This is a genomic window from Vibrio sp. 10N.261.51.A4 (genome assembly GCF_041471945.1).
Classification (GTDB): domain Bacteria; phylum Pseudomonadota; class Gammaproteobacteria; order Enterobacterales; family Vibrionaceae; genus Vibrio; species Vibrio crassostreae_C.
Genome location: NZ_JBFRPJ010000051.1, coordinates 80,681 through 105,355 on the forward strand (window position 1 = coordinate 80,681; position 24,675 = coordinate 105,355).

Annotated in this window: 24 protein-coding genes; 16 read left to right on the forward strand and 8 right to left on the reverse strand. The window is 45.1% G+C overall.

What is annotated here, in order from left to right; translation table 11 throughout:
* Window positions 1-116 precede the first annotated feature (116 nt).
* Window positions 117-1,547 carry a bifunctional D-glycero-beta-D-manno-heptose-7-phosphate kinase/D-glycero-beta-D-manno-heptose 1-phosphate adenylyltransferase HldE gene (hldE, locus tag AB4384_RS12050; protein WP_017069485.1) on the forward strand — a complete coding sequence of 477 codons (1,431 nt, stop codon included), beginning with the start codon at window positions 117-119 and terminating at the stop codon, window positions 1,545-1,547.
* Window positions 1,548-1,668: 121 nt separating this feature from the next.
* Here the strand turns inward: hldE and tolC are convergent, their stop codons facing one another.
* Window positions 1,669-2,994, reverse strand: a complete 1,326-nt coding sequence (tolC, locus tag AB4384_RS12055; RefSeq protein WP_017061424.1) for an outer membrane channel protein TolC — start codon at window positions 2,992-2,994, stop codon at window positions 1,669-1,671.
* A 227-nt stretch (window positions 2,995-3,221) separates the two neighbouring features.
* Here tolC and nudF point away from each other — a divergent pair, with 227 nt between their 5' ends.
* From nudF to parC, 6 genes are all read left to right on the forward strand, one after another.
* On the forward strand, window positions 3,222-3,851 hold the full coding sequence (gene nudF / locus AB4384_RS12060; protein ID WP_017061425.1) for an ADP-ribose diphosphatase: 630 nt from the start codon (window positions 3,222-3,224) through the stop codon (window positions 3,849-3,851).
* Between the two features lie 4 nt (window positions 3,852-3,855).
* Window positions 3,856-4,296: a DUF1249 family protein gene (locus AB4384_RS12065; RefSeq protein WP_008222561.1), complete on the forward strand. Its 441-nt coding sequence runs from the start codon at window positions 3,856-3,858 to the stop codon at window positions 4,294-4,296.
* 59 nt (window positions 4,297-4,355) lie between these two features.
* Window positions 4,356-5,180 (forward strand): 3',5'-cyclic-AMP phosphodiesterase, encoded by an 825-nt coding sequence (gene cpdA, locus AB4384_RS12070; protein WP_017061426.1) that lies wholly within the window; start codon window positions 4,356-4,358, stop codon window positions 5,178-5,180.
* Between the two features lie 15 nt (window positions 5,181-5,195).
* On the forward strand, window positions 5,196-5,801 hold the full coding sequence (gene yqiA, locus AB4384_RS12075; RefSeq protein WP_102319687.1) for an esterase YqiA: 606 nt from the start codon (window positions 5,196-5,198) through the stop codon (window positions 5,799-5,801).
* 239 nt (window positions 5,802-6,040) lie between these two features.
* Complete coding sequence (gene parE / locus AB4384_RS12080; protein WP_017061428.1) at window positions 6,041-7,921, forward strand: DNA topoisomerase IV subunit B; 1,881 nt, start codon at window positions 6,041-6,043, stop codon at window positions 7,919-7,921.
* 3 nt (window positions 7,922-7,924) lie between these two features.
* Window positions 7,925-10,183, forward strand: coding sequence for a DNA topoisomerase IV subunit A (gene parC, locus AB4384_RS12085; RefSeq protein WP_017067236.1), 2,259 nt, complete (start codon window positions 7,925-7,927; stop codon window positions 10,181-10,183).
* A gap of 102 nt (window positions 10,184-10,285) precedes the next feature.
* On the opposite strand, the gene degS is transcribed toward parC, so the two are convergent.
* The 3 genes from degS to zapG form a co-directional block, all read right to left on the reverse strand.
* Window positions 10,286-11,350, reverse strand: coding sequence for an outer membrane-stress sensor serine endopeptidase DegS (degS, locus tag AB4384_RS12090; RefSeq protein ID WP_017061430.1), 1,065 nt, complete (start codon window positions 11,348-11,350; stop codon window positions 10,286-10,288).
* Window positions 11,351-11,508: 158 nt separating this feature from the next.
* The gene (locus AB4384_RS12095) at window positions 11,509-12,864 is read right to left on the reverse strand and encodes a Do family serine endopeptidase (RefSeq protein ID WP_017061431.1); all 1,356 of its coding nucleotides are present in this window, start codon (window positions 12,862-12,864) and stop codon (window positions 11,509-11,511) included.
* A 126-nt stretch (window positions 12,865-12,990) separates the two neighbouring features.
* Window positions 12,991-13,446: a Z-ring associated protein ZapG gene (gene zapG / locus AB4384_RS12100; protein ID WP_017061432.1), complete on the reverse strand. Its 456-nt coding sequence runs from the start codon at window positions 13,444-13,446 to the stop codon at window positions 12,991-12,993.
* 219 nt (window positions 13,447-13,665) lie between these two features.
* On the opposite strand from zapG, the gene zapE reads away from it, so the two are divergent.
* From zapE to sspB, 8 genes are all read left to right on the forward strand, one after another.
* Entirely contained in the window at window positions 13,666-14,769 is a 1,104-nt protein-coding gene (gene zapE / locus AB4384_RS12105; RefSeq protein ID WP_102319689.1) for a cell division protein ZapE, read from the forward strand.
* A gap of 247 nt (window positions 14,770-15,016) precedes the next feature.
* Window positions 15,017-15,445, forward strand: a complete 429-nt coding sequence (gene rplM, locus AB4384_RS12110) for a 50S ribosomal protein L13 (RefSeq protein WP_010434689.1) — start codon at window positions 15,017-15,019, stop codon at window positions 15,443-15,445.
* Window positions 15,446-15,458: 13 nt separating this feature from the next.
* Complete coding sequence (gene rpsI / locus AB4384_RS12115) at window positions 15,459-15,851, forward strand: 30S ribosomal protein S9 (RefSeq protein ID WP_004740758.1); 393 nt, start codon at window positions 15,459-15,461, stop codon at window positions 15,849-15,851.
* Window positions 15,852-16,181: 330 nt separating this feature from the next.
* Window positions 16,182-16,772: a ubiquinol-cytochrome c reductase iron-sulfur subunit gene (gene petA / locus AB4384_RS12120; protein ID WP_017061434.1), complete on the forward strand. Its 591-nt coding sequence runs from the start codon at window positions 16,182-16,184 to the stop codon at window positions 16,770-16,772.
* A complete protein-coding gene (locus AB4384_RS12125; RefSeq protein ID WP_017061435.1) occupies window positions 16,772-18,037 on the forward strand; it encodes a cytochrome bc complex cytochrome b subunit in 1,266 nt (421 codons plus the stop codon). The genes petA and AB4384_RS12125 overlap by 1 nt, the downstream gene beginning before the upstream one ends.
* Window positions 18,034-18,771, forward strand: coding sequence for a cytochrome c1 (locus AB4384_RS12130; protein ID WP_017061436.1), 738 nt, complete (start codon window positions 18,034-18,036; stop codon window positions 18,769-18,771). The genes AB4384_RS12125 and AB4384_RS12130 overlap by 4 nt, the downstream gene beginning before the upstream one ends.
* 97 nt (window positions 18,772-18,868) lie before the next feature.
* Window positions 18,869-19,504: a stringent starvation protein SspA gene (sspA, locus tag AB4384_RS12135; protein WP_009848943.1), complete on the forward strand. Its 636-nt coding sequence runs from the start codon at window positions 18,869-18,871 to the stop codon at window positions 19,502-19,504.
* A gap of 6 nt (window positions 19,505-19,510) precedes the next feature.
* Window positions 19,511-20,005: a ClpXP protease specificity-enhancing factor gene (sspB, locus tag AB4384_RS12140; protein WP_017072808.1), complete on the forward strand. Its 495-nt coding sequence runs from the start codon at window positions 19,511-19,513 to the stop codon at window positions 20,003-20,005.
* Between the two features lie 254 nt (window positions 20,006-20,259).
* On the opposite strand, the gene AB4384_RS12145 is transcribed toward sspB, so the two are convergent.
* Genes AB4384_RS12145 through AB4384_RS12160 form a run of 4 tightly spaced genes read right to left on the reverse strand, consistent with a single transcriptional unit; the run spans window position 20,260 to window position 23,677 of the window.
* Window positions 20,260-20,865, reverse strand: coding sequence for a BON domain-containing protein (locus AB4384_RS12145; protein ID WP_017062905.1), 606 nt, complete (start codon window positions 20,863-20,865; stop codon window positions 20,260-20,262).
* A gap of 16 nt (window positions 20,866-20,881) precedes the next feature.
* Complete coding sequence (locus AB4384_RS12150) at window positions 20,882-21,472, reverse strand: phosphoheptose isomerase (RefSeq protein ID WP_004729817.1); 591 nt, start codon at window positions 21,470-21,472, stop codon at window positions 20,882-20,884.
* 2 nt (window positions 21,473-21,474) lie between these two features.
* Window positions 21,475-21,873, reverse strand: a complete 399-nt coding sequence (locus AB4384_RS12155; protein WP_048614934.1) for a YraN family protein — start codon at window positions 21,871-21,873, stop codon at window positions 21,475-21,477.
* Entirely contained in the window at window positions 21,860-23,677 is a 1,818-nt protein-coding gene (locus tag AB4384_RS12160) for a penicillin-binding protein activator (RefSeq protein ID WP_102319690.1), read from the reverse strand. Before AB4384_RS12160 ends, AB4384_RS12155 begins: the two co-directional genes overlap by 14 nt.
* Before the next feature lie 61 nt (window positions 23,678-23,738).
* Here AB4384_RS12160 and rsmI point away from each other — a divergent pair, with 61 nt between their 5' ends.
* Complete coding sequence (gene rsmI / locus AB4384_RS12165) at window positions 23,739-24,605, forward strand: 16S rRNA (cytidine(1402)-2'-O)-methyltransferase (protein ID WP_017066241.1); 867 nt, start codon at window positions 23,739-23,741, stop codon at window positions 24,603-24,605.
* The last annotated feature ends 70 nt before the right edge of the window (window positions 24,606-24,675 follow it).

A 24,675-nucleotide genomic window follows, 5' to 3' on the forward strand; every position in this document is an offset into this window, starting at 1 on the left:
TCATAGCGTAGCGAGTGCTATGTTTATCTTGATAGGCTTTTACTCATTTATCTGTAGTTTAGCCACTGTAATCAGTGTGCTAGACTCTAGCCAGATTCGATTTTTGGAGCTCAACAATGAAACCAATTCTACCTGACTACAGCCAATCAGGTGTTCTTATTGTCGGTGACGTAATGCTTGACCGTTACTGGTATGGCCCAACTGGCCGTATTTCACCAGAAGCACCAGTCCCCGTTGTGAAAGTAGAAAATAACGAAGAGCGTCCTGGTGGTGCTGCCAACGTAGCAATGAACATTGCCTCTCTTGGTGGGCATGCTCATGTTGTTGGTTTGACTGGTAAAGATGAGCCTGCTGAGGTGTTGAAAAGCACTTTAGGTGCTCTGAAGGTTAAGTGTGATTTCGTTGAGTTAGAAGACTATCCAACCATCACCAAACTACGAGTGATGAGCCGTGGTCAGCAGTTGATTCGCTTGGATTTTGAAGACAAATTCGAAAACACCAACCCAGAGCTTATTCTGTCTCGCATGGAGCAAGCCCTACCAAATGTGCGTTCGGTTATCTTGTCAGATTACGCGAAAGGTGCATTAGAGCATGTACAGAGCTTCATTCAAAAAGCACGCGCAGCCAATGTTCCTGTATTCATCGATCCCAAAGGCGCGGATTTAGAGCGCTACCGTGGTGCGACATTACTTACACCAAACATGGCAGAGTTTGAGCTGGTTGCAGGTAAAGTGAAATCAGAAGAAGATCTTATCGAGAAGGGTATTGCCTTGATCGAGAAGTATGACTTTGAAGCTCTATTGGTGACTCGCAGTGAAAATGGTATGACTTTATTACGTAAAGGTCAGGCACCATTCCACTTGCCAACCCAAGCGAAAGAAGTGTACGACGTAACTGGTGCTGGTGATACGGTTATCTCAGTACTGGCTGCGTCTGTTGCAGCTGGTAAGCCATTGGATGAGGCGTGTGCATTAGCGAACGCTGCAGCTGGTGTCGTTGTTGGTAAGCTAGGTACGTCAACGTTATCCACGATAGAGCTAGCTGAAGCGATTCACGGCAGTCAAGACACAGACTACGGTGTGATCTCAGAAGCGGCACTGGTTGAAGCGGTGAAGCGTGCTCGTGCGAAAGGCGAGAAGGTAGTTATGACCAATGGCTGCTTTGATATTCTACATGCTGGTCATGTTTCTTACATGAATCACGCGGCTGAGCTGGGCGATCGTTTGATCGTTGCGGTAAATACCGATGAATCAGTGAAACGCTTGAAAGGCCCTGGTCGCCCTGTGAACCCAACTGATCGTCGTATGGCGGTATTGGCTGGCTTAGGTGCAGTTGATTGGGTTGTGCCATTCTCTGAAGATACCCCTCAACGTTTAATCTCTGAGGTACTGCCAAGCATTCTTGTGAAAGGTGGTGATTACAAGCCTGAAGAGATTGCTGGTGGTGCGGAAGTGATTGCTGCTGGTGGTGAAGTGAAAGTACTTAACTTTGAAGATGGTTGCTCTACCACTGAAATCATTAAAGCGATTAAAGGTGGTCGAGGCTAGTTTTTAGTTTTTAGTTTTTGGCGTTAAGCTTTTAGTTAGGCAGTAAATCTCGCTTTAATCGATAATAAAAATGCCGCTCAATGAGCGGCATTTTTGTAACGGTAACTTGAGTAATTAAGAGTTACTTACTTGCTACTTTTAGACCTGCGTTTACATCAACAATGTCTTGTTCGCTTAGCGTACCAACTGCTTGACGAAGCTGAAGTACACTTAGGATGTAGTTGTAACGAGCATCTGAAAGGTTTTTGTTCGCATCATATAGACGACGAGTCGAATCTAGTACGTCAACGATAGTACGAGTACCTACATCAAAACCAGCTTCTGTTGCTTCTAGAGCAGACTGAGCAGAAACTACAGACTGTTCGTAAGCGCGTAGAGCACCGATCGAAGCGCTGATGTTGTTGTTGAATGCACGTACGTCTTTTACAACGCTACGGTAAGTTGCTTCTAGATCTTCACTTGCTGCAACGTAGTTGTATTCAGCCTGTTTAGTCAATGAAGTTGTGTTACCACCCGTGTATAGAGGTACAACTAAGTTCAAACCAATGTTTAGGTTGTCTTGGTCGTAATCTTGGGTGCTGTTTGATTGATCTGAAACAGCGTAGCTACCATCTAGGGTTAAGCTTGGTAGGTGACCAGAGCTTGCTAGAGAGATGTTGTCTTTTGCTACGTCTTGAGAGATACGTGCAGCCAATAAGCTAAGGTTCTTTTGTTCTGCTTGTTCAACAAGTGCAACTGCAGACTCAGAAGATTTGCTTGCTGAGAAACGATCAGTATCTAGGATGCTTAGGTTAGAGTGTTCCTGACCTGTAATCTCACGAAGACCTTCGTAGCTATTCGTTAGGTCGTTCTCTGCAAGAACTTCATCAGCCAAAACACCATCGTACTGAGCTTGCGCATCATGTACATCGGTGATTGCTGAAAGACCTACTTCAAAACGTTGCTTAGTTTGCTCTAGTTGACGAGCAACCGCTGCTTTCTCTGCACGAACAAATTCTAGGTTATCTTGAGCGCGAAGCACTTCGAAGTATGCTGTCGCAACACGAAGGATCAAGGCTTGTTGTTCTGCCGCGTAAGCTGAATCAGATTGACGAGCGGTTTTCTCTGCCGTATCTAGTGTGATCCATGAAGAACGCTGGTAAAGCTCTTGGCTGAAGCCGATAGCAGCTCCCCAAGTGTTGTTATCAATGCTTGAATTACCAACACCTGATGTATCTCGATCACCACGATTAATGTCGTAGTTTGCTGTTAGGTTGATTTGCGGTAACAAAGAGCTACGACTTGACGTTACTGCTTCAAAAGCGGCATCGCGCTGCGCTGCTGAACGAAGAAGTTGTGGATCGTTCTGTTTTGCTTGGTCGTAAACTTCAGCTAGCGTATCAGCAAAAGCTGACGAACTCAGGCTGCCAATTGCTGCACTGATAAATAGTGGAAGCAGTTTTTTCATTTTCCTATTCCTGCCTTTTATGGAATTTTCTTTAGAAGAGTTTAACCCAGTTTGGTGGTAATTTACTCGAAACTTTGCACTTTTTTACAGTTAACTGTCCACTTGTGCAATATTTATTTTTTAAAGCTTAACTTTAATTATAAATTTTATATAAAAAGTTGAACCTTATCCTTGGTAGTTAACTCGGACAATGAGTAAACTATAAAGATCACTTAGTGAGGTACCAAATGCAACAGTATGACAATCAACGACATGAGTTTACTCCGCAAGATGTGGAAATAGTCTCAAAAGAGACGCTGTTTCGTGGTTTTTTCAAAATGGTCAAGTACACATTTAAACATAGACTATTTGAGGGAGGCTGGAGCCAACCAATAGAGCGTGAGATGTTTGAGCGTGGACATGCTGCCGCTTTGCTACCTTATGATCCTGTGCGTGATGAAGTGGTGATCGTCGAACAGATCCGTGTCGGAGCCCTAGAGCATGAGAACCCATGGCAATACGAAATTGTTGCTGGGATCATTGATACGGACGAATCGCCACAAGACGTCGCTCGTCGTGAAGCAATGGAAGAAGCCGGAGTCGAAGTCGGATCTGTATTGCCTATTACTTCGTATTATCCTTCATCTGGTGGTTGCTCTGAAAAGCTCGACGTCTTTGTTGGCTGTGTTGATGCAACGACAGCCAAAGGGGTACACGGATTGGACTACGAAGGTGAAGACATTCGTGTACAAGTGATGAGTCGCGAAGCGGCTTATCAGTTGGTAAAAGATGGTGTATTTGAAAATGGAGCCACGATCATTGCGCTACAGTGGCTACAATTGAACTACCAAGAATTACAGTCAGAGTGGATAGATTAACGTCATGCCAAATATCGCGGTCAAAAAACCGTATCATGTTGATCTTGCTGAATTGATGCGAGTTTACGAGACTAACTATGCCAAACTGAACGCTTTGTTACCGGTTGGGCATGAGGTTGGTGACGTTCGCTGTTACCAAGCCGTTAATATGGTGTATCAATTGACAGTGAATGAGGTCACAAAATACACCACATTAATAGATATATGTCAGAGTGATGCGATGCCAGTGTTTCCTTTGCCAAAAATGTCTGTCAGGCTATATCACGACGCTCGAGTTGCAGAAGTGTGCGCTAGCGGGGATTTTTCGCGAGTCAAAGCGAAATATGACTACCCCAACACTAAGCTTCTGCAAAAGGACGAGAAATTTCAATTGAATAAATTTCTTGGGGAATGGTTAACGTTTTGTTTAAAAACGGGTATCAGCCGAACCCCAATTGCCTTTTAATTGAGCCTATTTATCAACACTTTTAAAGTCTAAACAGTAACGTATCTGGATTTGTTATTTTGGAATTATCACACACTTCAAAATTTGATGAGAGCACTATTAAGCTTGTGCAGCTAACGGACACGCATTTATTTGCGCCGAGCAATGGCAGCTTATTAAGCATCAACACTCAAGATAGCTTTCGTGCTGTAGTCGATGGCATTGTTAGTCAGGGCTTTGACTATCAAGCGATTTTAGCAACCGGTGATATATCTCAAGATCACAGTGCTGAGTCGTACCAGAAATTTGAGTCAGGGATTCAGCCTTTGGAAAAGCCATGCTATTGGCTGCCAGGGAACCATGACTTTAAGCCTAATATGGGCAGTGTTTTACCATCACCACAAATACAGTGTGTTGAGCATGTCTTGCTAGGCGATAACTGGCAGATGGTGATGCTAGACTCGCAGGTGGTTGGTGTGCCTCATGGTCGCCTCAGCGATCAACAGCTTGACCTATTAGAACAGAAGCTGACGGAGTTCCCTGAACGTAATACCTTGGTTCTATTGCACCACCATCCATTGTTGGTTGGCAGCGCATGGTTAGATCAACATAACCTAAAAGACGCCGATCAATTTTGGGATGTGGTTCAACAGCACACCAATGTTAAAGCCGTACTGTGTGGTCACGTTCATCAAGACATGAACCGAGATCATCATGGTGTACAAGTCATGGCAACACCGTCGACTTGTGTGCAATTCAAACCTAACTCAGATGACTTCGCGGTTGATACTTTGTCTCCGGGCTGGAGAGAGATTGAATTACATCAAGACGGTACCGTTAGCACGCAAGTTCGTCGTCTGCCTCATGGGCAGTTCTTGCCTGATTTTAAGGCTGCTGGTTACTAATGAAGGCGGTTATTGATGCTAGGCTCTAATCAACAAGCTAATAAGCCATCGCTGCTTCTCTATATTCACGGATTTAACAGCTCATCACGTTCTCATAAAGCGAATGTGATGGCAGATTACTGTGCGGAGCATCGCGCTGATATTAAAGTCGTAACCCCTCAACTGCCGAGTTTCCCTCAACAAGCGGCACTTCATTTACAGCAGCTGGTGGAGCAATACAAAGAGCAATATCAAATAGCGTTGGTCGGTAGCTCGCTGGGTGGCTATCTTTCAACATGGCTGAATAGCCACTATGGTTTTAAAGCGGTGGTTGTAAACCCAGCAGTGAAGCCGTATGAGCTTCTTGCTGACTATTTAGGTGAACAAGTAAACCCATACACAGATGAACGATATGTACTGGAAACAAAACATATTGATGAACTGAAGGCGTTAGAGGTTTCGGCTATCGCTAAGCCGAGCGACTTCTGGTTACTTCAGCAAACGGAAGACGAAGTTCTGGATTACCGACAAGCGGTAGAGAAGTACCAAGGTGCAACACAGACAGTAGAAGAGGGCGGGGATCATAGCTTTGTTGATTTTGAACGCTACCCACAACAAATCATCACCTTTCTAAATCTTTAATCTGTTCCACCAACCAAGTGATTTTCTCTTGTTTGCCTGTTATTTCATCTATCAATGGTGAAATATCATAGTTTGATGTCTTAGTTTTTGAACTAGCTTGACATCATTACTCAGCTTCCAGACTATATTCCCCAATACTTCGCTCGTTCGCTCTACTATGACGGTTCATAGTAATGATTCTGCTTTAGTGAAACTGGAGCCAGCGAACTGACGCAAACTTTTTGAGTAAACTCCGTATTATGACTGAACAATATAATGCAAAAGACCTCGAGGTACTTGAAGGTCTCGACCCTGTGCGACACCGCCCGGGAATGTATACCGAGACAGAAAGACCTAACCACCTTGCCCAAGAAGTCATTGATAACTCGGTCGATGAAGCACTAGCGGGACACGCTAAGAAGATCAAAGTGGTACTTCATGCAGACCAATCGTTAGAAGTTACCGATGACGGCCGTGGTATGCCTGTCGATATCCACCCTGAAAAAGGGATCTCAGGTGTTGAGCTGATTTTAACTAAGCTCCACTCTGGCGGTAAATTCTCGAATAACAACTATAAGTTCTCTGGTGGTCTGCACGGTGTAGGTATCTCGGTTGTAAACGCGCTGTCAAAACGTGTTGAAGTGACCGTACGCCGAGAAGGTCAGGTTCACGAGATCGCACTTGAAGGCGGTCATGCAGTAACAGAGCTTACTGTGACGGGCACTTGTGGTCATCGTAACAGTGGTACATCAGTACATTTCTGGCCTGATCCTAAGTACTTCGATAGCCCTAAATTCTCGACACTTCGTCTGATTAACAACCTACGTGCAAAAGCAGTGCTTTGCCCAGGTTTAGAAATTACCTTTATCGACAAAGTCGGTGGTGAAGAGCATAAATGGTTCTATGAAGATGGTCTAAAAGACTACCTTGCCGAAGGCGTGAAAGGTTACACCTTGCTGCCTGAAGAACCGTATGTTGGCGAATTCGTTGCTGAAACAGAAATGGCAAACTGGGCGATCATCTGGCAGCCAGAAGGCGGCGACATGATCACCGAAAGTTACGTGAACTTAGTACCGACTAAACAAGGTGGTACACACGTAAACGGTCTTCGCCAAGGTCTTCTTGATGCAATGCGTGAGTTCTGTGAATTCCGTAATTTGCTGCCGCGTGGCGTTAAGCTAACGGGCGACGATATCTTCGATCGCTGTTCGTACGTACTGTCGGTGAAGATGCAAGATCCGCAGTTTGCTGGTCAAACAAAAGAGCGCTTGTCTTCACGTCAAACTGCTGCGTTTGTGTCTGGTGTGGTAAAAGATGCGTTTAGCCTGTGGTTGAACGAAAAGCCACAACTGGCAGAACAGCTAGCAGAAGCTTGTATTGCGAATGCCCACCGCCGTATGCGCGCAAGCAAAAAGGTTGTGCGTAAGAAAATCGCTTCAGGCCCAGCACTGCCGGGTAAGCTAACTGACTGTTCAGTTCAAGACTTAAGCCGTACCGAAATCTTCTTCGTGGAAGGGGACTCGGCGGGTGGTTCTGCTAAACAAGCACGTGATCGTGAGTTCCAAGCAGTTATGCCACTTCGCGGTAAGATCCTAAATACATGGGAAGTGTCAGCAGACCAAGTATTGGCTTCGCAAGAAGTGCACGACATCTCGGTGGCTCTAGGCATCGACCCGGACAACGATGATTTATCCGGCCTGCGTTACGGTAAGATCTGTATCCTTGCCGATGCGGACTCGGATGGTCTTCATATCGCGACACTGCTGTGTGCTTTGTTTACTCGCCATTTCCATGCATTAGTTGAAGCGGGTCATATCTATGTGGCAATGCCTCCTCTGTATCGTATCGATTGCGGTAAAGAAGTGTTCTACGCACTCGATGACGCAGAGAAAGACGGTGTGCTTGAGCGACTATCGCAGAAGAAAGCCAAGATCAACGTGCAACGATTCAAAGGTCTGGGTGAAATGAACCCACTTCAGTTGCGTGAAACCACCATGGATCCAAACACTCGTCGCCTTGTGCAGTTAACGATTGATGACAGCGAAGCAACCAACGAGATGATGGACATGCTGCTTGGTAAGAAACGTGCAGATGATCGCCGTACATGGCTACAGACTAACGGTGATATGGCCGAGGTATAATGGATGTCTAACGAAATTACATATGATGGCGTTGAACAGCTGCCAATGCGCAAGTTCACCGAAGATGCCTACTTAAATTACTCAATGTACGTGATCATGGATCGTGCATTGCCGTATATCGGTGATGGCTTGAAGCCAGTACAGCGTCGTATTATCTACGCGATGTCTGAGCTAGGCTTATCGGCTGCATCGAAATACAAAAAATCAGCACGTACCGTTGGTGACGTATTAGGTAAGTATCACCCACATGGAGACTCTGCTTGTTACGAAGCGATGGTATTGATGGCGCAGCCTTTCTCTTACCGCTACCCATTGGTAGATGGTCAAGGTAACTGGGGTGCTCCTGATGATCCGAAATCGTTCGCTGCGATGCGTTATACCGAAGCCAAATTATCTAAGTTTGCTGAGGTTCTTCTAGGTGAACTAGGTCAAGGCACTGTTGACTGGCAACCAAACTTTGATGGCACGATGAAAGAGCCTCAAATGTTGCCTGCTCGCCTACCTCACATCCTACTTAACGGTATTACAGGTATCGCGGTAGGTATGGCGACCGATATTCCACCACACAACGTGCGTGAAGTCGCTAATGCAGCCATTCACCTAATTGATACGCCTAAGTCTGAGCTTTCAGACGTGATGGGTTTCATTCAAGGTCCAGATTACCCGACTGAAGCTGAGATTATCTCCCCGAAATCGGACATCGAAAAGATCTACCGTACTGGACGTGGCAGCATCAAGATGCGCGCGGTTTGGCACAAGGAAGGCTCTGATATTGTTATCACGGCTTTACCTCATCAAGTGTCAGGTGCGAAGTTACTTGAGCAAATCGCTAACCAGATGCGCGCTAAGAAGCTGCCAATGGTTGACGACTTGCGAGATGAATCGGATCACGAGAACCCAACGCGTATCGTTGTCGTTCCTCGTTCGAATCGTATCGACTGTGACCAATTGATGAGTCACCTGTTCGCGTCGACGGATCTAGAGAAAAACTTCCGCGTTAACTTGAACATGATTGGTTTAGATAATCGTCCTCAAGTTAAAGGCTTAGTTCAAATCCTGAAAGAGTGGATCGAGTTCCGTCGCACAACGGTTCGCCGTCGTTTGCAGTACCGTTTAGATAAAGTACTGGCACGCTTGCACATCTTAGAAGGTTTGCTTGCTGCTTATCTTAATATCGATGAAGTGATTGAGATCATTCGTACAGAAGACGAACCATGTCCTGTCCTAATGAGCCGTTTCAACATTTCTGAAATTCAAGCCAATGCGATTCTTGATATTAAACTTCGTAACTTAGCTAAGTTAGAAGAGTTTAAAATCCGAGCGGAACAAGAAGAGCTTGAAGCTGAACGTGAGAAGCTTGAAAAGCTACTCGGTTCAGAGCGTCGCTTGAATACGCTGATCAAGAAAGAAATCCAAGCAGATGCGGATAAATACGGCGATGATCGTCGTTCACCTCTGATTGAGCGCGCTGAAGCGAAAGCGCTAACAGAGCGCGACTTAGTACCAAGCGAACCAATCACGGTTGTGTTGTCTGAGAAAGGTTGGATTCGTCATGCCAAGGGGCATGAAGTTGACGCTGAAGGTTTGAACTACAAATCGGGTGATAAATTCTTAGCGAGTGCTAAGGGTAAGAGTAACCAGCAAGCGGTGTTCCTCGGCAGTGATGGTCGAAGCTACTCCCTTGAGTCACATTCATTACCGTCGGCGCGAAGCCAAGGTGAGCCAATTACAGGCCGCTTGAACGTCAGCCCAGGTACTTCTATTCGCCAAGTGGTGATGGGAGAGAATGAACAATTATGGTTAGTCGGTTCTGATGCAGGTTATGGTTTTGTTTGTAAGGGTAGCGATCTGCTGTCCAAGAACAAGAGCGGTAAAGCCTTGGTTAACTTGCCACAAGCTTCTGAAGTGATGATGCCAAGCCCTATTGCTGACTTGGACAGTAATCAGATTCTGGCGATTACTAACCAAGGTCGTATGTTGTTGTTCCCGATTAAAGATCTCCCTCAGCTGAGCAAAGGTAAAGGCAACAAGATCATCAACATCCCTTCTGCGAAAGCAAAAGAGCGTGAAGAGTTTGTCTCACATCTTATGGCTATCCCAGAGAATGCGACGCTGACTATCTACGCCGGTAAACGTAAGCTTGGTTTGAAACCTGCGGATCTTGAAAACTTCCGTGGTGAACGTGGTCGTCGTGGTGGTCTACTGCCTAGAGGACTACAGCGAGTGACTCGCATCGATATCGAAGAGCAAAGTGAATCGTAGAGATACTTGAAACAATCTTTAGATAAAAGAAAACCCAGCCTATGAGCTGGGTTTTTTGTACTTGTGTATTAGCAGCTTGAATCATTGCTTACAGAGTTTGCTCTACAGGCGAGTATCTTCGGCGATGGTCACCTTTAAGGTTTTGCTTTCACCTTGGCGCAATATACCCACATCGATAACTGTACCAGGTCGCAGGTCGGTAACGATGTCCATTACACTCTGGCGACCATTTACTTGGTTATCGTTGATACTGACAATAATGTCTTGAGCTTCAAAACCCGCATCGGCAGCCGGACCATTAGGGTCTATCCCCAACACAACGATCCCGCCGATATTCTTAGTACCCAACATGCGTGAGGTGACTGAGTTGATGTCTTGTCCATCGATACCAATATAGCCACGAATCACACGACCATCGGCGATGATCTTTTCCATGATTTTATTAGCAAGCGGATAGGGGATAGCGAATGAGATCCCATAGGTTTCCATGTCGGTAGCTTGCTGGAAAGAGGCGGTATTGATACCGACTAGCTCACCTTGTGAGTTCACCAGTGCGCCACCTGAGTTACCTTCATTGATTGCCGCATCGGTCTGGATAAAGGCTTGATGGCCATCGGCACTGATCGAAGAACGGCCGGTTGCAGAGATGATACCAAAGGTTGTTGTTTGACCTAGGTTGTATGGGTTACCGATAGCCAGTACAACATCACCGACATTGGCTTTGTAATTAGGATTGAGTGGGATCACCGGTAGATTATCACCGCTGACTCTAAGTATCGCGATATCGGTGCGTTTGTCTGAACCGACAAGTTGCGCAGCTGCTACTCGGCCATCTTGAAGTGCCACAACTATTTGGTCTGCTTGAGCCACCACATGGAAGTTGGTAATGATGTAGCCTTTCTCGCTAACAATCACCCCAGAGCCCAAACCTTGTGTGAGCAGTTTGTTTCGATCGCTTTCAGCGTATTTACGGCTATAAATGTTAACCACTGCAGGCGCCGCGCGGCGAACTGCTTGGTTAAATGAAATCTGAAGAGAGCCAATATTATCGACTTTAGGGCTAGTGACGTCAGCGACAATCGCTGGTCTTAAGCTCGGGAAGGCGAGAAGAATAAGCGCCGCTGAAACGAGTCCAAGGGAAATAGAACGAAATAGAAAGGACAGCATGTTTCCCTCTTCAACAAGTAAGGTGTGAAGCCTCCATCAATGGATGACTGATTTGATTACAAGTGAAGCATAGCATTTTGATTGATCTAAAGAAAAGGGAGACTGAGTAAGTTTAAAGCAAACTTACTGAGCCTCCCTGTAATTGCGCTGACGTAAGACTATCGAATCACAAGATAGATAGTTCGGTCGCCTCGCTGGATATTAAGCGCCAGTACACCAGGTTGTTTTTCAAGAATCTCTCTAAACTCAGCAAGGTTCTTAACGGGCTGGCGGTTTACTCCGATGATGATGTCATCTTTCAGGAGTTGATAGGCTTCGGCTGGTGAACCTTGAGCAACATTCGATACCTTGACGCCCGTTGCAGAGTCACTCTCTGTTGTGTTGGTTAACTCAGCACCAGCTAGTCCTTCATGGAGCTTCTCAGCTTGTGTTTTATTATTGGTGGATTCACCAAGCGTCACATCAAAGGTTTTGCTCTTACCGTCACGAACCACACCCAGTTCAATCTGCTTACCAGCGCCGAGTGTTGCGACCTTAGCTCTTAACTCGCTGAAGGTATCAATGCGTTTGCCATTAATAGAGACAATAATATCGCCCGCTTTCAGTCCTGCTTTATCGGCTGCGCTGTCAGGGACGATTTGGCTAACAAAGGCGCCCTTGCTTGATTCATAACCGAGTGCTTCTGCCAATTCAGAGGTCACTTCTCCGCCTTGAACGCCAAGCATGCCGCGTTTTACTTCACCGAAGTCGAGAATTTGTTCTGTCAGGTTTGTCATCATATTAGAAGGGATTGCAAAGCCGATACCGACATTACCTCCGTTAGGGCCAAGAATGGCGGTGTTGATACCAATTAGCTCACCGTTAAGGTTCACTAGCGCACCACCAGAGTTGCCGCTGTTGATTGCTGCATCGGTTTGAATGAAGTTTTCAAAGTTTTCTAGATTCAGGCCGCTACGGCCGAGTGCAGAAACAATACCGGATGTCACGGTTTGCCCAAGTCCGAATGGGTTACCGATCGCGACACTAAAATCACCAACTCTTAGTTTGTCTGAGTCTGCGACTTTTATCTGGGTCAGGTTTTTGGCTTCTTCTAATTTTAGCAGTGCGATATCAGACATCTGGTCGCCGCCGATTAGCTCAGCATCGTACTCTCGACCATCATGCAGTTTTACTTTGATATCGTCCGCACCATTAATGACATGGTAATTGGTCACGATATGACCTTTCTCGGCGTCAATGATGACACCAGAGCCTAATCCGCGGAAGGGACGCTCTCGTGTTTGTTCTGGACCAAAAAAGAATTGAAATTGTTCAGGGATTTGCTGACGTTGTACCTGTTTGCCTTCTACGGCAATACTAACCACAGCGGGGGTCACTTGTTCAAGCATAGGAGCAAGGCTCGGTAATTGTTCATTACCCACACTTAATGGCAGTGCGGCTGTTGCTTTAATGGGGGTGATGATTGAACTTAAGCTTAAAGTTAGCACTGATAAAGCAAGCAAAGGTTTTTTCATCATAAACTCCTCTCTAGTTAAGGTCTTAACCCTCTTATACGTTTAATAAGTATGATAAGTTTCAAATGACCTGAGTGAAAGTTATGACTCAAAAACCTTTGTAAAGTTCACAGAAGTGTTAAATGTTTACGATGCTTTTGCTGTAACAACATCGGGAGCATTCATGATTTCTTTCTTCTGCTCTGTAAATAAACCGGTTGCGCCATTAGCGTAATCTTTCGGTTGTTCCTCAAGTGTCGCCTCTTTTACTGAAGGCTTCTCTTGTGGCTTGTCCGAATGGGCAGCGGCTGTTTTCACAAACGGGTTATCTTGCTCTGGCAGGTTAGGAATCAGCTCTGAGCTTGTTTTTTCCATGTGTTGGTACAGTTTTGTGTAGTCTTTACCTAATGTGTCCAACATTTCTGCTGATTTCGCAAAGTGATCAGCCAGCTCTTGTCGCTGCTGCTCAAGGGCAAACTTTGCGCTATCCAATTCTTTCTGTACGTTCTTTTGTTTTTTGTATTCAGGTGTCATGAGACGAGAAATAGCGACCCCTAAAATAACTCCGACTAGTAAACCGGCAACGGCATACATCCAAGGCATAACAGCTCCTTATTATTGTTTTTTAACATGTTTGTTACTACTTAGTTACACGTGATACAGCTCCATGGTACTATGAGAAAGCCGCAGTATAAAGAGAAATGCGTGTGCGCTAGTTAGCAGTTTGATGCTGCATTATTCACCACATCACGTTATTCCTCGTACTGTTTGGGCTCATTTTTAGTTGTTGTCTGATATTGCTTTCATTGTGGAAATGTCGTCATGAATCCCATTAAAAAATACGAACAAGATATAAAAGAACATGGATTTCAAAGAGATCCAGCACAAGAGCAAGCCGTAAAATCTTTAGATGAACTCTTTCATCAATTTCAAGATTACATGAATACGCCCATTCCTCAACTGACTCGCTTCCAGAAATTACTAGGCAAAAAGCCAGAACTGCCACAACCACCGAAAGGTCTCTATTTTTGGGGTGGCGTAGGGCGAGGAAAAACGTACTTAATGGATACGTTCTATGATGCCTTACCGACCACTAAAAAAATGCGTGTTCACTTTCACCGCTTTATGTATCGAGTTCATGATGAGCTAAAGGCGCTAGGTAATGTGAGTGATCCATTGCCTTTAGTCGCAGACAAGTTGAAGGAAGAAGCGGACATTATCTGTTTCGACGAATTATTTGTTTCAGACATCACCGATGCGATGATCCTAGGAACCTTGTTCCAAGAGTTATTCGCTCGAAACGCTATCTTGGTTGCGACCTCTAATATTCCACCTGCGGATCTGTATCGCAACGGGTTACAGCGAGCGCGTTTCTTACCTGCCATCAAGCTCATTCAAGACAACTGTCATATCCTTAATGTCGATAGTGGTATTGACTATCGTCTACGTACCTTAGAACAGGCTGAGATTTACCATTACCCGCTAGATAGCCAAGCGAATATTAATCTCGAAAAGTATTACGCTCAGCTCGTTGGTGAAGATAAAGAGAAGCTTAAGCAGATAGAGGTTAACCACCGTCAATTAGATGTAGTCGAAGCGAGTGATGGCGTACTGCATGGTACCTTTGCTCAGCTTTGTCAGTCGGCTCGTAGCCAGAACGACTATATTGAGTTGTCTCGGGTTTATCACACAGTTCTATTGGCGGATGTATTGCAAATGGGCGCGACTTCAGATGACGCTGCGAGGCGCTTCATTGCATTAGTTGATGAGTTCTACGAGCGCAATGTGAAGCTGATTATTTCAGCGGAAGTGGAGCTAGAAAAGCTATACACCCATGGTCAGCTAGAGTTTGAATTTAAACGTTGTCAGTCGCGTTTAATTGAAATGCAGAGCCATGAATATTTGGCAAAAGAACACTTAAGTTAGCTTTGATTATCTCGAATAAGAAATAGAATTAAAAAAATCGTGATTTTGTTCAAAAAGAGGTGATTTTTTCTTCGCTCTTCTCTATAATCCTGCGACCTACCGTTACTGCGGGCCTCTAGCGATGAGTAAAATCACGTTATGCCAAGAGTTTTCCAACACTCGAAGGGGTGATGAATGGTAACTCTTAGACAGTGGGAATACGCGAGTATTCCTTAAGTGTAAATTTTTTAAATAGGTAATTATTAGCATGAAAACTTTCGTTGCTAAACCAGAAACTGTAAAACGCGACTGGTATGTTGTAGACGCTGAAGGCAAAACTCTTGGCCGTCTAGCAAGTGAAATCGCTTCTCGCCTACGCGGCAAGCACAAAGCAGAATACACTCCTCACGTAGACACTGGTGATTACATCATCGTTGTTAACGCTGAGAAAGTTGCTGTAACTGGTAACAAAGCTAAGGGTAAGGTTTACTACCGTCACTCAGAGTTCCCAGGTGGTCTTAAAACTATCACTTTTGAAAAGCTAATTGCTAAGAAACCAGAAATGGTTCTAGAACTAGCAGTTAAAGGTATGCTTCCACGTGGTCCTCTAGGCCGCGCGATGTACCGTAAGCTTAAAGTGTACGCTGGTACTGAGCACAACCATGTTGCTCAACAGCCACAAGTACTAGACATCTAAGGGGATTATGAAAATGGCAGAGAATCAATACTACGGCACTGGTCGTCGCAAAAGCTCAGCAGCTCGTGTTTTCATCAAACCAGGCTCTGGTGAGATCGTAATCAACAAGCGTAGCCTTGATGTTTACTTCGGTCGTCCAACTTCTCGTATGGTTGTTAAGCAACCTCTTGAGCTAGTTGAACTAACTGAGAAACTTGACCTTTACATCACTGTTTCTGGTGGTGGTATTTCTGGTCAAGCTGGCGCAATCCGCCACGGTATCACTCGCGCTCTTATGGAGTACGATGAAACTCTACGTCCTGCTCTACGTGCAGCTGGCTACGTTACTCGTGACGCTCGTTGCGTTGAACGTAAGAAAGTTGGTCTACGTAAAGCACGTCGTAAACCTCAATTCTCTAAGCGTTAATTTTTCTTTACGAAAAAGTACACGCCCCCAGTTTTACGACTGGAATTGTGGTTCAAAGCTCGGCTATATGCCGGGCTTTTTGTTTTTATACCCCCTCTAAACGCTTTCCCTTCCTCGTTTTATTTCCAAATTCTTATATTTTGAAAGCTTTTGTAACCCAATGTGCGCTTTGCCTCATGATTGTTACAAAAAGGTAGCTTTATCTTGTCAAAAAGTAGGGTTTTATTTATCATTTGCCGTCAATAAATAGAACTAAATACATATTTTGTTAGCCATGCTCTTTAATCGGAATTATTTCAATCCACAAGGAGCAAATGGGAGAATGTTTGGATGAGCAACGCGCCTTTAAATAACGGTCGCAGGCGTTTCTTAACCGCAACAACAGCCGTTGTTGGTGGTTTAGGAGCAGCTGCTGTAGCCGTGCCTTTTATTAAATCATGGAATCCGAGTGCCAAGGCGAAAGCTGCGGGCGCGCCGGTGGAAGTGGAAGTCAGTAAGTTAGAACCGGGACAAATGGTTCGTGTCGAGTGGCAAGGTAAACCTGTATGGGTTGTACGCCGTGCTGAGTCGGTACTAGAAAACCTAAAATCGATCGGTGGTCAACTTCGTGACCCTCAATCTGAAGCTGAACAACAACCAGAATACGCACAGAACGAGTTCCGTTCAATTAAGCCGGAATTCTTCGTTGCTGTTGGTTTCTGTACGCACTTAGGTTGTTCTCCAACTTACCTGCCGGATTCTTTTGCAGAACAAGTTCAGGGTGTTAAGTCTGGTTTCTTCTGTCCTTGTCATGGTTCAAAGTTTGATATGGCAGGTCGAGTATTCCAAGGCGTACCAGCTCCATTGAATCTTGTTGTACCAAAGCATATGTATTTGAGTGACACTAAGATCATGATCGGTGTGGACGAGGGAGACGCGTAATGCAAGGATTGCTTGATTGGGTAGAGAAACGTCTACCCGCGATGAATGCGTATAAAAAGCATTTATCTGAATACCCAATGCCTAAGAACTTTAACTTTTGGTACCTTTTCGGTTCTTTGGCAATGTTGGTATTGGTTAACCAAATCCTTACGGGTATTTGGCTAACAATGAACTACGTACCGTCAGGTGAGGGTGCATTTGCTTCTGTTGAATACATCATGCGTGATGTGGAATACGGTTGGCTACTACGTTACATGCACTCAACAGGTGCTTCGGCATTCTTCGTTGTTATCTACCTGCACATGTTCCGTGGCCTAATCTATGGTTCTTACCAAAAGCCTCGTGAGCTACTTTGGATCTTCGGTATGTTGATCTTCTTAGTGCTTATGGCTGAGGCTTTCATGGGTTACCTACTACCATGGGGTCAAATGTCTTACTGGGGTGCTCAGGTAATCATTTCTCTGTTTGGTGCGATCCCTGTTATCGGTGATGACCTAACGCTTTGGATCCGTGGTGACTACATCATCTCTGGTGCAACGCTGAACCGTTTCTTCGCACTGCACGTTATCGCTCTACCAATTGTACTTCTGCTGCTTATCGTACTTCACGTACTAGCACTGCACGAAGTGGGTTCGAACAACCCAGACGGTATTGAGACGAAACTTCCTAAAGGCACAATGGGCGACGACTACAAAACGCAGTTCCCATTCCACAAGGATTACACTAAGAAATACGACATCATTGACTCTATTCCTTTCCACCCATACGGGACCGTGAAAGATATGGTTGGTGTGGCCGGTTTCCTATTCTTCTTCTGTTATGTGCTGTTCTTTAACCCAGAGATGGGTGGATTCTTCCTTGAGCCGCCAAACTTTGAAGCTGCTAACCCACTGAAAACACCAGAGCACATCGCTCCGGTATGGTACTTCACGCCGTTTTACGCAATTCTGCGTGCTGTTCCTGATAAGTTGCTAGGTGTTGTAGCAATGGGCGCATCTATTGTTGTGCTATTCCTACTACCATGGTTCGACCGTTGTAAAGTGCGTTCTTACCGTTACCGTAGCAAACTGCATTTGATTAACATCATCCAATTCACAATAAGCTTTATTGCGCTTGGTGTACTTGGTGCGCTTCCAGCAACGCCAACATACACGCTACTGGCTCAAATCTTTAGCTTAGGTTACTTCATGTTCTTCGTTCTACTGTGGTTCTACAGTAAAAATGAAGCGACGAAACCATTACCAGAAAGGGTGACATTCAAATGAAAAAGTGGATTGTAATTTTATTTGCTATGTTGCCGTCACTGGTGATGGCAGCGGGTGCAAACGTACCATTAGACAAAGCGAACAATGATTTAACAGACAAAGCTTCATTGCAAAATGGCGCTAAGATGTTCATGAACTACTGTTTCGCTTGTCACTCAACGCAGTACCAGCGCTATGAACGTGTTGCGAATGATTTAGAGATCCCCGTTGATCTTATGAAGGAAAATCTGATTTTCGACCCTGAAGCGAAAATCGGTGACTTGATGGTTAATGCTATGCCTTCTGATCAAGCGGCAAGTTGGTTTGGTGCTCCGCCACCAGACCTAACATTGGTTGCTCGTGTTCGTGGCGCAGACTGGCTGTACACTTACCTTCGTACTTTCTATGAAGATCCGTCTCGTCCATTTGGCGTGAACAACATTGTTTTCCCAAGCGTTGGTATGCCGCACGTTCTTGAAGAACTGCAAGGTATCCCAACACCAATCTACGATACTCATATGGTAGATGGCGAGGAAGTGACGGTTGTTGTTGGCACTGAGACTGACGGCTCTGGCGAATTAAGTGCTGGTGAATACGACGAAGCAGTTCGTGACCTTGTTAACTTTTTGGTTTACTCGGGCGACCCAGTTCAACTTGAGCGTCACGCTATGGGTTGGTGGGTAATGGCCTTCTTAGTAATCTTCACTATCATCGTGATTTTGCTGAAGAAAGAGTATTGGCGTGATGTGCACTAATTGTGCTATAATACCGTGCTAATTCCCAAATTATGTTAATGTTCAATGGAGGCTTTAGGCCTCCATTGTTTTTATTTAAAGTGTACTGGAGGGCTCCATGGCTGTAGCTGCCAATAAACGTTCTGTAATGACTCTTTTCTCAAGTGCTTCTGATATGTATAGCCATCAGGTGCGCATCGTTCTTGCTGAAAAAGGCGTAAGTGTTGAAGTTGAGTTGGTTGATGAAAAAAATCTACCAGCAGAGCTTGTTGAACTGAACCCGTACAAATCAGTACCTACTCTTGTTGATCGTGAGCTTGCTCTATATGACTCGAAGATCATCATGGAATACCTAGATGAGCGTTTCCCTCACCCACCGTTGATGCCTGTATACCCGGTTGCTCGTGGTAACAGCCGTCTAATGATGTACCGCATTGAGCGTAACTGGTATTCAGTTGCAGAGAAGATCGTTAAAGGCAACGCTGAAGAATCTGAAGCAGCTCGCGTTAAACTGCGCAACGACCTACTGACTCTTGCTCCTATCTTCGCTGAGTATGAATACTTCATGAGCGAAGAGTTTAGCCTAATTGATTGTTACCTAGCTCCGCTATTATGGCGTTTACCTGAGCTTGGTATCGAACTAATTGGTCCTGGTTCTAAAGAGCTTAAGATTTACATGAACCGCGTATTCGAACGTGATTCATTCCTAGCTTCTCTAACTGAAGCTGAGCGTGAGATGCGACTCGTTCGCTAAGCGTTTATGGATATTTCTAATATGACTCCACGCCGACCATACATGCTTCGTGCATTTTATGAGTGGCTGGTTGATAACGAACTAACTCCACACCTTGTTGTTGAAGCAACATTACCGGGTGTGCGAGTTCCAGAAGAGTTTGTTCAAGATGGTCAGATCATTCTGAACATCGCGCCTCGTGCGGTTGGACAACTTGAACTGGGTAACGAAGCTGTGACGTTTAGTGCTCGCTTTAGTGGTCGTCCACACTCTGTGATCGTTCCGCTTTACGCAGTACAAGCGATTTATGCTCGTGAAAATGGTGCTGGTACCATGTTTGAACCTGAAGAGGCTTACATGGAAGCGTTTGAAGAAGGGATTGAAGAAAGTCCTTTTGAAGAACCAGAAAAAGGCCCATCTTTGAGCGTAGCAACGGCAGACGTAGATGCTGAAGAGCCAGACTCAGATCCTGAGCCACCTCGTCCAGCGAAAGGTCGCCCAAGCCTTCGTGTTATCAAATAACGTTAGTTATACCAATCACAGTAAGTAAGTGATCAGAAATAGCGCAGGAAAAAAGCTTGAGAGCAAGGCGGAATTTTTTGATAAGTAGTTATTCTACAATCAAAAATTCTAACGCAGTTATCGAGATTTTTAACAAGCTAGAATGATAGATTATTTACTACGATTGGTATTAGATAACGAACCAAATAAAAAAGCAGCGACTCGTCGCTGCTTTTTCTTTTCTGCTATATAGCATTCAATTGACTGGCTTAAGGCTAGTTAACAGCCGTCTCTTCTTCACCATATTCAAACGCTCGAATGACCTGTTTTACGCCAGAGATGTTACGAGCAACTTCTGTTGCGATATCGGCATGCTCTCGAGTCACGAGTCCAAGCAGGAATACTTCTGAATCCTCAGTAATCACTTTTACTTTGATGCCGTTAAGTTCAGCATTCGCAAGCAGAGCTGATTTCACTTTAGTGGTAATCCAGCTGTCTTTACTAATAGCACTTACAGACAAAGGTTCTTTCACTCGAACCTGATTGTGGATGCTCTCAACGCCAGCCACTTCTTTGGCTTGGTTTTCAAAAGCGCGACGTTCTGAATCTGTGGTTGCTTGTCCCATCAATACCACCGAACCTCGGTACGAGCTTGCGGTGACACGTACGTTGCCACGGAATGGTTGTTTATTGGTAATCGCTGCGACTTCAAATTCGATGTTGTTGTCGTTCCAAATCTCTTTGGTTGTTCGCGTATCCGTGACTAGGTTTGCAGTGGTTGCAGCACCAGCAATGAAAATGCCAGCACAACCAGACAGAGACAGTGTAAGTAGCGAAACATTAATCAGCTTAAACAGCCTCATAGAGGTTAATGATTTCATTGTGATGCTCCGTATATCACTCTTCGTGGGCAGGGAAGAGTACTTGATCGATTAGGTCACATAGGCAGTGTAGTGTCACCATGTGTACTTCATGAATGCGCGCTGTACGGTGTGAAGGGATACGAATCTCTACATCGTGTTCACCAAGCAAACCTGCCATCTCACCACCATCTTTACCGGTAAAGGCGATGATGGTCATGTCGCGAGTTACCGCCGCTTCCATTGCCTTGATGATGTTCTTGCTGTTACCGCTAGTCGAGATAGCCAACAGAATATCGCCAGTTTGACCGAATGCACGCACCTGCTTAGAGAAGATCTCTTCATAGTGGTAGTCGTTAGCCACAGCCGTTAGCGTGGTGTTGTCTGCTGTGAGTGCCATTGCTGGAAGGCTGGGGCGCTCTGTTTCAAACCGGTTGAGTAGGCACGATACAAATTGCTGAGCATTCGACGCCGAACCACCATTACCACAACAAAGAATTTTGTTTCCGTTAAGCAAGGTCGCAACCATTGCTTGAGCGGCATGCGTGATTGCGTCAGGCAGAGCTTCTGCAGCCGCAATTTGGATTTGAATACTTTCTGTGAAACTTTCTTTAATGCTGTCTAGCATGTTTATCCTTGGGTAATCGCGTTTTGAATCCAGTCGATAGTGTCATTCGGCCCTTCAATGGCAACAATATCAAACCTGAAATCTGTAGAGTGCACCGACAATCCTTGCTGCATAAGCCAAACATTGGCTGTTTTGAGCAGTTTCTGTGACTTCTTGGCAGTCACCATTTCAGCGGCATGTCCGTAGCGGGTTTGCTTGCGGTATTTTACCTCAGCAAACACAACCGTATTGTTATGGCGCATTATAAGATCAATCTCGCCACATTTTGCTATGAAGTTTTGTTCTATTAACGATAAACCGTGGTTAATCAGATAAGATTTTGCCACGGTCTCGTATTTATCACCCACTTGTTTGTGGGTGATGCTTGGTTTGGATAGGAACTTTCGGCTAAAAAGCCCCATGCTCTGCCCAGCTGATTTCACGTTGAACTACACAGTTGTTATCGATGGTTAACACACCCGTTTCACCTGGAATGCTGTAACCTTGCACTGCTTTCATCTGTGGCAGTGCATCCATTAGGTAGTAAGCATCCATTCCCAGTGCTTGCAAGCGTTTTTGGCCGTTTGAGTGTGCAGGCCATAGGTCGTTGAGCTCTTTATTAAGCTCGTTTTTATTCTCAACTAATAGTGGGATATCGCTGTAGAACACACCGGTTAGGTCTTCATACTGCTTATCACCGCTGTTGCTGCGTGAGTTTGAGAAAAGAGCGGGCTGGCTAGCATCAGGGTTAATTGCAACTTCAATGAAGGGTTTGATTAGCGTTAGCTCTGAGTTCTTAGCCACAATGTAAACAGAATCGATATCACGACGGCTGCGTGGCTCTGTTTCTAGGTCTAGGTTCAGTAACCCGTCCATTTGAGCGATACGCTGTTGGCTCTCTTGCAGGCCGAATACCTGATTCACATTACGTTGCAGTTGGCGTTTGTCAGAGAATAAGCTGATAGCAACATCGTTGCTGCTGTATTTTTTCCACTCTTCTTTAAACGCTTGCTCAACACGCTCACCTAAACGTCCTCTTGGCGCAAGGATAAGCGGATACTTGTAGCCTTGAGCAAATAGGTGTTTCGCTGCCTGAGCAACTTCTTGTTCTGGCGATAGAGCGAGATAACAAATGTTAGTATCAGGTTCTAGTTGTGTTGGAATGTTCAGAGCTAATGCTGGAATCGAGTTTTCGTGGTTTTTCTGTGCTTGCTGAAGCTTAGTGATGTTACTCTTGATCAGCGGGCCAACGATGAAATCAACATTGTTCTCTTCCAGTGTCGCTTTAATCTCAGCGGCACTTTGCACGTTGGTATCCATTACCGTCAGCGTTGCATCTTCTTCGCGCTCTTTGTCATTCATCATCGCAAAGATGAAACCGTCACGCACAAGTTGTGCCTGCTTGCCGTACTTACCGGTTAGAGGCAGTAATAGTGCAGTGCTGGTTGGCTTGCTGATCTCTAGCGCCAAGATGTCAGTGATCGCCTGAGGTGTATATGTTGCTGCTGGGTGCTGAGAATTCTCTGCTAGCCAATCAGACAGGGTTTCCTGCAGGTTTGGAAGGTTTGAATTCAGCGTCTTCATGTAAATCGCCAGCTGTAACCAACCTGCAAGAACGTCTTCTGTAGGCGACGTCTTAAGCTCCAGAATCTCATATTGAGAGTAGCTATTTAGGTTCTGCCAAATACGGTCAGCAGCTTGTTGTTGGAGCTCGTCGTCAGCGTCTAGATATTCTGAATAAAGAACTAACTCACGGCTTGCTTCAAAATACTCGCTTTGCATTTCAGAAATGTTCGCGCGTAGCTCGTGATAATCTTTCCACTGCTCGTTCGGAAGTTTCCACCAAGGCTGGAAGTTCAGTTGGCTATAAGCTTGTTCAGGCTGCGAGTTATTCACCAACAGTTGAGCGCGAGCTAATTGCCATTCCGCTTGTTGCGTTTCGCTCAGCTCTTGTTTTGCTAAGCGTTTAATAAGCAGAGTTGCTTGATCGGTTTTTCCAGCTTGCACAGAAGCCTTAAGCGCCATGATTAACCAGTCGTTTTGTAGACTTCCTTTGCTACTATCCGCTTGCATCATGTAACTTTCAGTTGATTGCGCTGGATCTAGTGTAATATCAACGCTCGTTGGTGCTTGAGGACCTGAAGAACAAGCCACCAATGTAATTGCTAATGCAATTGGAGTTAGTAAGCGTGGTACACTGAGTCTCTTATGGTTCATCGTTGCCATGAGTTCTTTAAATTCCGTATAAATTTGTATCTATATTAATCGTTGAAGTGATGGTAAACAAATGACAGATAACAAAACCTTGCTCACAGAGAGCCCAACTCTCTACATTGTGCCAACCCCAATCGGAAATTTGGGAGATATCACTCAAAGAGCAATTGAAATTTTATCAAGTGTCGATGTTATTGCAGCCGAAGACACACGCCACACGGGTAAGCTGCTTGCTCACTTCAATATATCAACCAGAACGTTCGCTTTACATGATCATAATGAACAAACTAAAGCGCAAGTTCTAGTCGAAAGGTTATTAGAAGGTCAGTCTATCGCATTAGTCTCTGATGCGGGTACTCCTTTAATTAGTGACCCAGGTTACCATCTTGTCTCACAATGTCGTCAAGCGGGTGTGAGAGTTGTGCCACTTCCTGGTGCTTGTGCTGTGATTACCGCGTTAAGTGCTTCTGGTTTACCGTCAGATCGTTTCAGCTTTGAAGGCTTCTTACCGCCCAAAAGCAAAGGTCGTAAAGACAAGTTCTTAGAGATCGCAAAGGCAGAGCGCACCTGCATCTTCTATGAATCACCACACCGTATTTCAGACTCTTTGCAAGACATGCTTGAGATTCTTGGCCCTGACCGTGAGGTTGTATTGGCGCGTGAGCTAACTAAAACCTTCGAAACCATCCAAGGGCTGCCACTGGGTGAACTTATTGAGTGGATTGAAGAAGACGCGAACCGTAAACGCGGTGAGATGGTGTTACTGATTCACGGCCACCGTGAAGAAGCGAGCACAGAACTGCCAGACGAAGCGACTCGCACACTAGGCATTCTAACCAAAGAGCTGCCTCTTAAAAAAGCGGCGGCGATGACGGCAGAAATCTACAATCTGAAAAAGAACGCGTTATACAAATGGGGCCTAGAGCATCTAGACCACTAGAAACCTCTTTATAGAGTAGCTAACCTGTATTGAAAAGCTTGTGAGGAGTGATGGTATTGCCGTTATTCCT

Coding starts and splice junctions, on each gene's coding strand:
- hldE (WP_017069485.1), top strand. CDS start 117: ATGAAACCAATTCTACCTGACTACAGCCAATCAGGTGTTCTTATTGTC.
- tolC (WP_017061424.1), bottom strand. CDS start 2,994: ATGAAAAAACTGCTTCCACTATTTATCAGTGCAGCAATTGGCAGCCTG.
- nudF (WP_017061425.1), top strand. CDS start 3,222: ATGCAACAGTATGACAATCAACGACATGAGTTTACTCCGCAAGATGTG.
- AB4384_RS12065 (WP_008222561.1), top strand. CDS start 3,856: ATGCCAAATATCGCGGTCAAAAAACCGTATCATGTTGATCTTGCTGAA.
- yqiA (WP_102319687.1), top strand. CDS start 5,196: ATGCTAGGCTCTAATCAACAAGCTAATAAGCCATCGCTGCTTCTCTAT.
- parE (WP_017061428.1), top strand. CDS start 6,041: ATGACTGAACAATATAATGCAAAAGACCTCGAGGTACTTGAAGGTCTC.
- parC (WP_017067236.1), top strand. CDS start 7,925: ATGTCTAACGAAATTACATATGATGGCGTTGAACAGCTGCCAATGCGC.
- degS (WP_017061430.1), bottom strand. CDS start 11,350: ATGCTGTCCTTTCTATTTCGTTCTATTTCCCTTGGACTCGTTTCAGCG.
- AB4384_RS12095 (WP_017061431.1), bottom strand. CDS start 12,864: ATGAAAAAACCTTTGCTTGCTTTATCAGTGCTAACTTTAAGCTTAAGT.
- zapG (WP_017061432.1), bottom strand. CDS start 13,446: ATGCCTTGGATGTATGCCGTTGCCGGTTTACTAGTCGGAGTTATTTTA.
- zapE (WP_102319689.1), top strand. CDS start 13,666: ATGAATCCCATTAAAAAATACGAACAAGATATAAAAGAACATGGATTT.
- rplM (WP_010434689.1), top strand. CDS start 15,017: ATGAAAACTTTCGTTGCTAAACCAGAAACTGTAAAACGCGACTGGTAT.
- rpsI (WP_004740758.1), top strand. CDS start 15,459: ATGGCAGAGAATCAATACTACGGCACTGGTCGTCGCAAAAGCTCAGCA.
- petA (WP_017061434.1), top strand. CDS start 16,182: ATGAGCAACGCGCCTTTAAATAACGGTCGCAGGCGTTTCTTAACCGCA.
- AB4384_RS12125 (WP_017061435.1), top strand. CDS start 16,772: ATGCAAGGATTGCTTGATTGGGTAGAGAAACGTCTACCCGCGATGAAT.
- AB4384_RS12130 (WP_017061436.1), top strand. CDS start 18,034: ATGAAAAAGTGGATTGTAATTTTATTTGCTATGTTGCCGTCACTGGTG.
- sspA (WP_009848943.1), top strand. CDS start 18,869: ATGGCTGTAGCTGCCAATAAACGTTCTGTAATGACTCTTTTCTCAAGT.
- sspB (WP_017072808.1), top strand. CDS start 19,511: ATGGATATTTCTAATATGACTCCACGCCGACCATACATGCTTCGTGCA.
- AB4384_RS12145 (WP_017062905.1), bottom strand. CDS start 20,865: ATGAAATCATTAACCTCTATGAGGCTGTTTAAGCTGATTAATGTTTCG.
- AB4384_RS12150 (WP_004729817.1), bottom strand. CDS start 21,472: ATGCTAGACAGCATTAAAGAAAGTTTCACAGAAAGTATTCAAATCCAA.
- AB4384_RS12155 (WP_048614934.1), bottom strand. CDS start 21,873: ATGGGGCTTTTTAGCCGAAAGTTCCTATCCAAACCAAGCATCACCCAC.
- AB4384_RS12160 (WP_102319690.1), bottom strand. CDS start 23,677: ATGGCAACGATGAACCATAAGAGACTCAGTGTACCACGCTTACTAACT.
- rsmI (WP_017066241.1), top strand. CDS start 23,739: ATGACAGATAACAAAACCTTGCTCACAGAGAGCCCAACTCTCTACATT.